7 protein-coding genes are annotated in these 9,147 nt (G+C 70.6%); 4 read left to right on the plus strand and 3 right to left on the minus strand.

Features of this window, described 5'->3' with window-relative positions:
* Positions 1-66: 66 nt before the first annotated feature.
* Positions 67-555 carry a ribose-5-phosphate isomerase gene (locus tag ABZ924_RS16955; RefSeq protein ID WP_361909573.1) on the minus strand — a complete coding sequence of 163 codons (489 nt, stop codon included), beginning with the start codon at positions 553-555 and terminating at the stop codon, positions 67-69.
* A gap of 219 nt (positions 556-774) precedes the next feature.
* Here ABZ924_RS16955 and ABZ924_RS16960 point away from each other — a divergent pair, with 219 nt between their 5' ends.
* Positions 775-2,241 carry an amino acid permease gene (locus tag ABZ924_RS16960; protein ID WP_361909576.1) on the plus strand — a complete coding sequence of 489 codons (1,467 nt, stop codon included), beginning with the start codon at positions 775-777 and terminating at the stop codon, positions 2,239-2,241.
* Positions 2,242-2,328: 87 nt separating this feature from the next.
* Here the strand turns inward: ABZ924_RS16960 and ABZ924_RS16965 are convergent, their stop codons facing one another.
* Entirely contained in the window at positions 2,329-2,913 is a 585-nt protein-coding gene (locus ABZ924_RS16965) for a biotin transporter BioY (protein WP_361909578.1), read from the minus strand.
* A gap of 292 nt (positions 2,914-3,205) precedes the next feature.
* Here ABZ924_RS16965 and ABZ924_RS16970 point away from each other — a divergent pair, with 292 nt between their 5' ends.
* Together ABZ924_RS16970 and ABZ924_RS16975 are read left to right on the plus strand one after the other, a co-directional pair.
* Positions 3,206-4,618, plus strand: coding sequence for an amino acid permease (locus tag ABZ924_RS16970; protein ID WP_361909581.1), 1,413 nt, complete (start codon positions 3,206-3,208; stop codon positions 4,616-4,618).
* 167 nt (positions 4,619-4,785) lie between these two features.
* Positions 4,786-5,442 (plus strand): superoxide dismutase, encoded by a 657-nt coding sequence (locus ABZ924_RS16975; RefSeq protein ID WP_361909584.1) that lies wholly within the window; start codon positions 4,786-4,788, stop codon positions 5,440-5,442.
* Between the two features lie 138 nt (positions 5,443-5,580).
* Here ABZ924_RS16975 and ABZ924_RS16980 read toward each other — a convergent pair whose 3' ends face one another.
* Positions 5,581-6,228, minus strand: a complete 648-nt coding sequence (locus ABZ924_RS16980; RefSeq protein WP_361909587.1) for a DsbA family protein — start codon at positions 6,226-6,228, stop codon at positions 5,581-5,583.
* Positions 6,229-6,353: 125 nt separating this feature from the next.
* Between ABZ924_RS16980 and pepN the strand changes: the two genes are divergently transcribed.
* A complete protein-coding gene (gene pepN / locus ABZ924_RS16985) occupies positions 6,354-8,915 on the plus strand; it encodes an aminopeptidase N (RefSeq protein WP_361909590.1) in 2,562 nt (853 codons plus the stop codon).
* Positions 8,916-9,147 lie beyond the last annotated feature (232 nt).

The raw sequence follows: 9,147 nt of genomic DNA on the forward strand, positions 1-9,147 counted from the left end.
AGGGTTCCGGGCGGCCGCGGGAACGGCAGTGCCGCCGGACCCCGCGGGTCCGGCGGCACGGGCGTCCTACTGGTCCTGCGGGTGGTGGGCCGGGATCGGGGGGAGGTCGCCGGTCTGCTCGTACGCGGAGAGCATGTCGATGCGGCGGGTGTGGCGCTCCTCGCCGGAGTACGGGGTCGCCAGGAAGGCCTCGATGAAGGAGGTGGCCTCCTCCTGGGTGTGCATCCGGCCGCCGACGGAGATCACGTTGGCGTTGTTGTGCTCGCGGCCGAGCTTCGCGGTCTCGACGCTCCAGGCCAGGATGGCGCGGACGCCCTTGACCTTGTTGGCGGCGATCTGCTCGCCGTTGCCCGAGCCGCCGATCACGATGCCGAGGCTGTCGGCGTCCGCGGCGGTCTTCTCCGCGGCGCGCAGGCAGAACGGCGGGTAGTCGTCGACGGCGTCGTAGATGTGGGGCCCGCAGTCGACGGGCTCGTGGCCGTTGTTCTTGAGCCAGTCCACCAGGTGGTTCTTGAGCTCAAAGCCGGCATGGTCGGATCCGAGGTACACGCGCATGCCCCGAGTGTGTCACGAGGGACCCGGGCAGATCACGGCAGGGTGTCGCGTAAGTCACTTCTAAAGCTCAAGTAAACCCAAAGAGTGCAGATGAGACACGGTGGGACCAAGGTCCGGGACCTTGGTCCTTCGCAACGATCCGGACGCGGGTCTTCCGACCGGCGCGGATCTCGGGTTTGAATGCCGGAACTCTCCACCCGAGAACCTAAGGATTCGTCCATGAGCACCACGACGACCCTTCAGAAGGCAGGCGGCCCCACCGGCGAACCCGGTTCCGCCCAGCCCTCCGACGGTCTCAAGGCCGGTCTCAAGAACCGCCACCTCTCCATGATCGCCATTGGCGGTGTCATCGGCGCCGGCCTGTTCGTCGGCTCCGGCGGCGGTATCGCCAAGGCCGGCCCCGCCATCCTGATCTCGTACCTCCTCGTCGGCGCGATGGTCGTCTTCGTGATGCGCATGCTCGGCGAGATGGCCGCCGCCAGCCCGAACTCGGGCTCCTTCTCGGCGTACGCCGACCGGGCGCTCGGCCGCTGGGCCGGCTTCTCCATCGGCTGGCTGTACTGGTTCTTCTGGGTCGTGGTGCTCGCCGTTGAGGCGACCGCCGGCGCGAAGATCCTCGAGGGCTGGGTCCCGGCGGTCCCGCAGTGGGCCTGGGCCCTGATCGTGATGGTGGTCCTGACGGCCACCAACCTCGGCTCCGTCGCCTCCTACGGCGAGTTCGAGTTCTGGTTCGCCGGCATCAAGGTCGTCGCCATCGGCGCCTTCGTGGTCGTCGGCATGCTCGCCGTCTTCGGCGTGCTGCCCGGCTCGGACAACCCGGGCGCCGGCTTCGCCCACCTCACCGACGCCGGCGGCTTCATGCCGAACGGCTGGGGCTCGGTCCTCACCGGTGTGCTGATGGTCGTCTTCTCCTTCATGGGCAGCGAGATCGTCACCCTGGCGGCCGGCGAGTCCGAGGACCCGCGCCGCGCGGTCACCAAGGCCACCAACTCGGTGATCTGGCGCATCGGCGTCTTCTACCTGGGCTCGATCTTCATCGTCCTGACCCTGCTGCCGTGGAACGACAAGTCGATCGTCGACAAGGGCTCCTACGTCGCCGCCCTGGACTCGATCGGCATCGCGCACGCCGGCCAGATCATGAACGTGATCGTCCTGACCGCCGTGCTGTCCTGCCTGAACTCGGGCCTGTACACCGCTTCGCGCATGGCGTTCTCGCTCGGCGAGCGCGGTGACGCGCCCAAGGCCTTCGCCAAGACCAGCAAGAACGGCGTGCCCACGGCCGCCATCCTGGGCTCGGTGGTGTTCGGCTTCATCGCCGTCTACTTCAACTACACCTCCCCGGACACGGTCTTCAGCTTCCTGCTGAACTCCTCCGGCGCGATCGCGCTCTTCGTGTGGCTGGTCATCTGCCTGACCCAGCTGCGGATGCGCAAGATCCTGGTCCGCGAGGTCCCGGAGAAGCTGACGGTGAAGATGTGGTTCTTCCCGTACCTGACCTGGGCCACCGCCGCGATGATCACCTTCGTCCTCGGCTACATGCTGTACGACAAGGACAACCGCGAGACGGTGCTGTACTCCCTGCTCGTCGCGGCCGTCGTGATCGCGATCGGCGTGGTGCGCAACGCCCGCCGCAAGGGCGAGGTCGCTGCCGAGACCGCTGCCGAGGCCGCGGTCGACGCCGCCTGACAGGCCCCGCAGACGGCAGCAGCCCCGGACCGCCCGCTCGCGGTCCGGGGCTGCTGTGCAGCGTCGGCAGGGAAGTGGCGTACGCGGTCAGCCGCGGCGCCCCGCCAGCTTCCAGGCGGCGGGCAGCGCGCCCATGGCCAGCGCCGCCTTCAGGGCGTCGCCGAGCAGGAACGGGGTCAGGCCCGCCGCGACGGCCGCGCCGAAGGACATCCCGGTGGCCAGCGCCAGGTACGGCACGCCCACCGCGTAGATCACGGCGGAGCCGAGCGCCATCGCGCCCGCGGTGCGCAGCACCGACCGGTCGGCGCCGCGCCGGGCGAGGGCGCCGACGATGCCGGAGGCGAGCACCATGCCGAGGACGTAGCCGAAGGAGGCGCCGCCCGCGCCGGAGGTGCCCTGCGCGAACCAGGGCATACCGGCCGCGCCCAGCAGGGCATACAGCGCGAGCGAGAGGAAGCCGCGGCGGGCGCCGAGGGCGGTGCCGACGAGCAGCGCCGCGAAGGTCTGGCCGGTGACCGGGACCGGGGAGCCGGGGACGGGCACGGAGAGCTGCGCGGCCAGGCCGGTCAGGACGGCTCCGCCGACCACGAGCGCGACGTCGCGGACGCGGCTCGCGGGCAGCAGGTCGGCCAGGACGGCGCCGGGGCGGACGGTGACGGAAGCAGTGCTCATCAGAAGGCTCCGCGGATGTGATGAGGGGTGACGGGACGATCACCGACGCTAGTGCGCGCCGCCGCGCCGCCCCACCGCCGCCCGACACAAAGCCCTACTCCCCGGTTTGGTTGGGAGTGCACAAAGTCCTCGGTTACACCCCGGGGCACCGTGATCCGTATCACGAGTCAGAACAGACCACACGTCCGTTTTGCGCGGATGGGCGCCGACCGGTGAGACTGTAGGGTCCCGCCAATTCCCCTGCGGAGAGCCCCACCGCCGCTGCCGAGTACGAGAGTACGAGCACCCACTCATGCGCGACCGTCTGCCCGACGCACCTCCCCGCGAGCCGGAGCTGCCCGCGGAACCCCTCAGCCACAGCCTCAAGCAGCGCCACCTGACCATGCTGGGCCTCGGCGGCGTGATCGGCGCCGGGCTGTTCGTCGGCTCCGGCGCCGGCATCGGCATCGCCGGGCCGGCCATCATCTGCTCCTACCTGCTGGCCGGCGCGCTGGCCATGCTGGTCATGCGGGCGCTCGGCGAGATGTCGGCGGCGATGCCCGCCTCCGGCTCCTTCTCGGTGTACGCGGAGAAGGCGCTGGGCCGCTGGGCCGGCTTCTCGGCGGGCTGGCTGTACTGGTTCCTGCTGGTCGTGGTGCTGGCCGTGGAGGCCACCGGCGCCGCGAAGATCGCGCACGGCTGGGTGCCGGCGGTGGACCAGTGGCTCTGGGTACTGGTGTTCATGGTGGTCTTCACCGTCAGCAACCTGGCCGCGGTGAAGAACTTCGGCGAGTTCGAGTTCTGGTTCGCCGCCCTCAAGGTCGGCGCGATCGTCCTGTTCCTCGTCCTCGGCACCCTCGCGGTCTTCGGGCTGCTGCCGGACACCGACCCGGTCGGCCTGGCCAACCTGACCGGGCAGGGCGGCTTCTTCCCGCAGGGCGCCGGCGGGGTGGTCGCGGGCATGCTGGCCGTCATCTTCGCCTTCGGCGGCCTGGAGGTCGTCACCATCGCGGCCGCCGAGTCGGACGACCCGGCGCGCTCGGTCTCCCGCGCCGTGCGCAGCGCCGTGTGGCGCATCCTCTTCTTCTACGTCGGCTCGATGCTGATCATCGTGACGCTGCTGCCGTGGGACTCGCTGGAGCCCGGGCAGAGCCCGTACGTCGCCGTCCTGGACTCCATCGGCATCCCGGCGGCCGGGCAGATCATGAACATCGTGGTGTTCGTGGCGCTGCTGTCGGCGCTCAACGCCAACCTGTACGGGTCCTCGCGCATGGTGTTCTCGCTGGCCGAGCGCGGGGAGGCGCCCGCGGGGCTGCTGAAGGTGTCGGCCGGCGGGGTGCCGCGCCGGGCGGTGTTCGCGTCGGTGGCCTTCGGCTTCGTGTCCGTGGTGCTGAACCTCCTGTGGCCGGACACGGTGTTCCTCTACATGCTCAACGCGGTCGGTGCGGTGCTGCTGTTCGTGTGGGCGCTGATCGCGGTGTCGCAGCTGCGGCTGCGGCGCGTGCTGGAGCGGGACATGCCGGAGCGGCTGACGCTGCCGATGTGGTGCTTCCCGTACCTGACGTGGACGGCGCTGCTGGCCATGGCGGCGGTGCTGGTGCTGATGCTGTTCGACGACTCGGCGCGGCCGCAGCTGCTGTGGTCCTCGGGCGCGGCGGCCGTGGTGCTGGTGGTGGCGTGGGTGCGCGAGATCCGGGCCCGGCGAACCCTGGCTGCGGGCGCCTGATCACAGCGGCCACGGCCCCATGAGGCGGGCCCCGTGCGAACGCACGGGGCCCGCCTTCGTGTTCGAGGGGCGCCCCTTGCGCACGGCCCGGAATAGATGCTGCTAGCGTGCAGTTGCGCATTGATTGCAATAAGCAGTTGGCACGCTGAGGGGACCGGATCACACGCATGGCCATCTACACGCTTCCCGAGCTTCCGTACGAGTACTCGGCTCTCGAGCCGGTGATCAACCCGCAGATCATCGAGCTGCACCACGACAAGCACCACGCGGCCTACGTCAAGGGCGCCAACGACACGCTGGAGCAGCTGGAGGAGGCGCGCGACAAGGAGAACTGGGGCGCGCTGAACGGCCTGGAGAAGAACCTCGCGTTCCACCTCTCCGGCCACATCCTGCACAGCATCTACTGGCACAACATGGCCAGCCCCAAGACCGGCGAGGGCGGCGGCGAGCCCACGGCCGCCGACGGCGTGGGCGAGCTCGCGGACGCGATCACCGAGTCCTTCGGCTCCTTCGCGAAGTTCAAGAAGCAGCTGACCTTCGCCTCCTCCGCCACCCAGGGCTCCGGCTGGGGCGTGCTCGCGTACGAGCCGATCAGCGGCCGCCTGATCGTCGAGCAGATCTACGACCACCAGGGCAACGTCGGCCAGGCCTCGGTGCCGATCCTGGTCTTCGACGCCTGGGAGCACGCCTTCTACCTGCAGTACAAGAACCAGAAGGTGGACTTCATCGAGGCGATGTGGAACGTCGTCAACTGGCAGGACGTCGCCAAGCGCTACGCCGACGCCAAGGCCAACACCCCGCTGCTGATCCCCGCCAAGGGCTGACCGCAGCCACCGGCCCCGCCCGCCTCGTGATCGTCTTCTCAACCTTCGCGTGCGGGCGTGTTCAGCAGGAGACCCCCGTGAGGACTCACGGGGGTCTCCTGTATGCGCGAGCGGCAGGGAGTACAGGGACTACACGGACTACTCGAAGGACGGGCCCTTGTCGCGGCTCCGCTTGATCTCGTAGAAGCCCGGGGTGGAGGCGACCAGGAGGGTGCCGTCCCACAGGCGGGCGGCGGCCTCGCCGCGCGGGGTCGGGGTGACGACCGGGCCGAAGAAGGCCACCTCCGAGCCGTCGGCGCCGGGAACCGAGATCACCGGGGTGCCGACCTCCTGGCCGACGCGCTCGATCCCGTTGTTGTGGGACTCGCGCAGCACCTCGTCGTACTCGTCGGAGTCGGCGTAGCGGAGCAGCTCGGCCGGCAGGCCGACCTCGTCGAGCGCGGCGGCGATGACCTCGCGGGTCGCACCCAGGGCCTCGTTGTGGATGCGGGTGCCCAGCGCGGTGTAGAGCTTGCCGGTGACCTCGTCGCCGTGCTTCTGCTGCGCGGCGATCACGACGCGGACGGGCTCCCAGCCCTTGGGGCCGAGCAGTTCGCGGTAGCGCTCGGGCAGCTCGTCCAGCTTGTTCTCGTTGAGGACGGCGAGGCTCATCACGTGCCAGCGGACCTCGACGTCACGGACCTTCTCGACCTCCAGCATCCAGCGGGAGGTCATCCAGGCCCAGGGGCAGAGCGGGTCGAACCAGAAGTCGACCGGGGTCTTCTCGCGCACCTGGGTGTCGGCCATGTCTCTCCTTGCGTCACGTAAGGCATGTCTGGTCGTGTTCCTCCTGCCCAACCGGCCCGGACCCGCCCGCATTCCCCCGTGGGAGGATTCGATCAGGAATCGCGACCACGCACGAAGGAGTGCACGTGCCCGGAGAGAATCTGTCCCGTGACGAGGCCCGCGAGCGGGCCGGACTGCTGTCCGTCGACGGGTACGAGGTGGTGCTCGACCTGCGGTCGGCCGTGGACGAGGCCGAGCCGGCGCAGGGCCCGCGGACGTTCCGCTCGGTGACCACCATCCGCTTCCGGTCCGGCGCGCCGGGCGCCTCCACGTTCGCGGACCTGATCGCGCCGTCCGTGAACTCAGTCACCCTCAACGGGCGGGAGCTGGACCCGGCCGCCGTCTTCGACGGTGCGCGGATCGCCCTGGACGGCCTGGCCCCCGAGAACGTCCTCGTCGTCGACGCGAACTGCGCGTACAGCCGGACCGGCGAGGGCATGCACCGCTTCGTGGACCCCGAGGACGGCGAGGTCTACCTCTACACCCAGTACGAGCCGGCCGACGCCCGGCGGGTCTACGCCAACTTCGAGCAGCCGGACCTGAAGGCGCCCTACCGCTTCGAGGTGACCGCGCCCGAGGGCTGGCAGGTGTGGAGCAACGGCGCCGAGGAGTCCCGCGAGGGCGGGGTCTGGCGGTTCGCCGAGACCGCGCCGATCTCCACGTACATCACCTGTGTGGTGGCGGGCCCGTACCACTACGTGACGGACACCTACACCCGCGGGGACCTGACGATCCCGCTGGGCGCGATGTGCCGCAAGGGGCTCGCCAAGCACTTCGACGCCGACGACGTCTTCCTCGTCACCAAGCAGGGCTTCGACTTCTTCCACGAGCACTTCGACTACCCGTACCCGTTCGGCAAGTACGACCAGGCCTTCGTGCCCGAGTACAACCTGGGCGCCATGGAGAACCCGGGGATGGTGACCTTCCGCGAGGAGTACATCTTCCGCGGCAAGGTCACCCGGGCGGCGTACGAGCGGCGCTGCAACACGATCCTGCACGAGATGGCCCACATGTGGTTCGGCGACCTCGTCACCATGAAGTGGTGGGACGACCTGTGGCTGAAGGAGTCCTTCGCGGACTTCATGGGCTCCTTCTCGCAGGTGGAGGCGACCCGCTTCGACCAGGCGTGGGTCACCTTCGCCAACAACCGCAAGTCGTGGGCCTACCGCGCCGACCAGCTGCCCTCCACCCACCCGATCACGGCCGACATCCGCGATCTCGAGGCCGCCAAGCTCAACTTCGACGGCATCACGTACTCCAAGGGCGCGGCCGTCCTCAAGCAGCTCGTCGCCTACGTGGGCCGGGAGGCGTTCCTGGAGGGCGCCCGGCGCTACTTCAAGGCCAACGCGTACGGCAACACCACCCTGGACAACCTGCTGTCGGTGCTCGGGGAGGTCTCCGGGCGGGACATGGCCGAGTGGTCGCGGGCCTGGCTGCAGACGGCGGGGGTGAACGTGCTGACGCCGGTGGTGACGTACGACGCCGGCGGGCGGGTCACCGAGCTGGCCGTGCTCCAGGAGGGCGAGGAGCTCCGCCCGCACCGGGTCGCGGTCGGCCTGTACCGGCTGCAGGACGGGGCGCTGGTCCGCTACGCACAGGCCGAGGCGGACGTGGCGGGCGCGCGGACGGCCGTGGCGGAGCTGGCCGGGCAGGAGCGGCCCGACCTGGTGCTCGTCAACGACGACGACCTGACCTACTGCAAGATCCGCTTCGATGAGCGTTCGCTGGAGACGCTGCGGCTGCGGCTCGGCGACGTCGCGGACCCGCTGGCGCGGGCGCTGTGCTGGTCGGCGCTGTGGAACCTGACGCGCGACGGGCTGATGCCGGCCCGCGACTTCGTCTCCCTCGTCCTGGCCCACGCCGGGCGGGAGAGCGACGTCGGCGTGCTGCAGATGCTGCACGCGCAGGCGCTCACCGCGGTCACCCACTACGCCGCGCCCGAGTGGCGCGAGCAGGGCGGCCGGGTGCTGGCGGCAGGAGCGCTGCAGGAACTGCGGCGCGCCGAGCCGGGGTCGGAGCACCAGCTGACGTGGGCCCGGTTCTTCGCCGCGGGCGCGGCGAGCGAGGGCGACTACCAGCTGCTGCTGGGGCTGCTCGACGGGTCGGCGCGGATCGACGGGCTGGAGGTCGACCAGGAACTGCGCTGGGACTTCCTGCTGCCGCTGGCCGCACACGGCGCGGTGGACGAGGCCGCGCTGAACGCGGAGCTGGCGCGCGACGACACGGCGTCGGGCAAGCGGCACCAGGTGCGGTGCCTGGCGGCGCGGCCCTCGCAGGCGGTCAAGGACCAGGCGTGGGCAGCCGTCGTGGAGTCGGACGCGCTGTCGAACGCGTTGGTGGAGGCGACGATCGCGGGCATGCAGCAGCCGTCGCAGCGGGGGCTGCTGGCCGCCTACACCGACCGCTACTTCGAGGTGATCGAGCGGATCTGGGCGGAGCGGTCGATCCAGATCGGGATGCACGTGGTGCGGGGGATGTACCCGGCGCTGCAGGACGATCCGCGGACGCTGGAGGCCACCGATGCGTGGCTGGCGGCGCACGAGGATGCCGCGCCGGCCCTTCGCCGCCTGGTCCTGGAGGCCCGCGACGACCTGGCCCGCGCCCTGCGCGCCCAGTCCTGCGACGCGGCCGCCGGCTCCGCCGCCTGACCCAGGGGCGGGGCGCGGGCTGCCGCTGCGCGGAGCCAGTCCCCGACCCGCCCTTCCCGAAACCGTGGCCTGCGGCCCCGGCCCCCGCTCCGCCTCAAACGCCGGCGCGGCTCAAAGATCGGGGCTCCGGCCCGGACCCCGCGCCTCAAACGCCGGCGGGGCTGGAATATCCAGCCCGCGCGGCGTTTGAGCGCACCGGGCGCGAAGCGCCCGGAACGGGGCCGGGGCGGAG

Origin of the sequence: Streptomyces sp. NPDC046876 (genome assembly GCF_040645035.1) — a bacterium.
Taxonomy (GTDB): domain Bacteria; phylum Actinomycetota; class Actinomycetes; order Streptomycetales; family Streptomycetaceae; genus Streptomyces.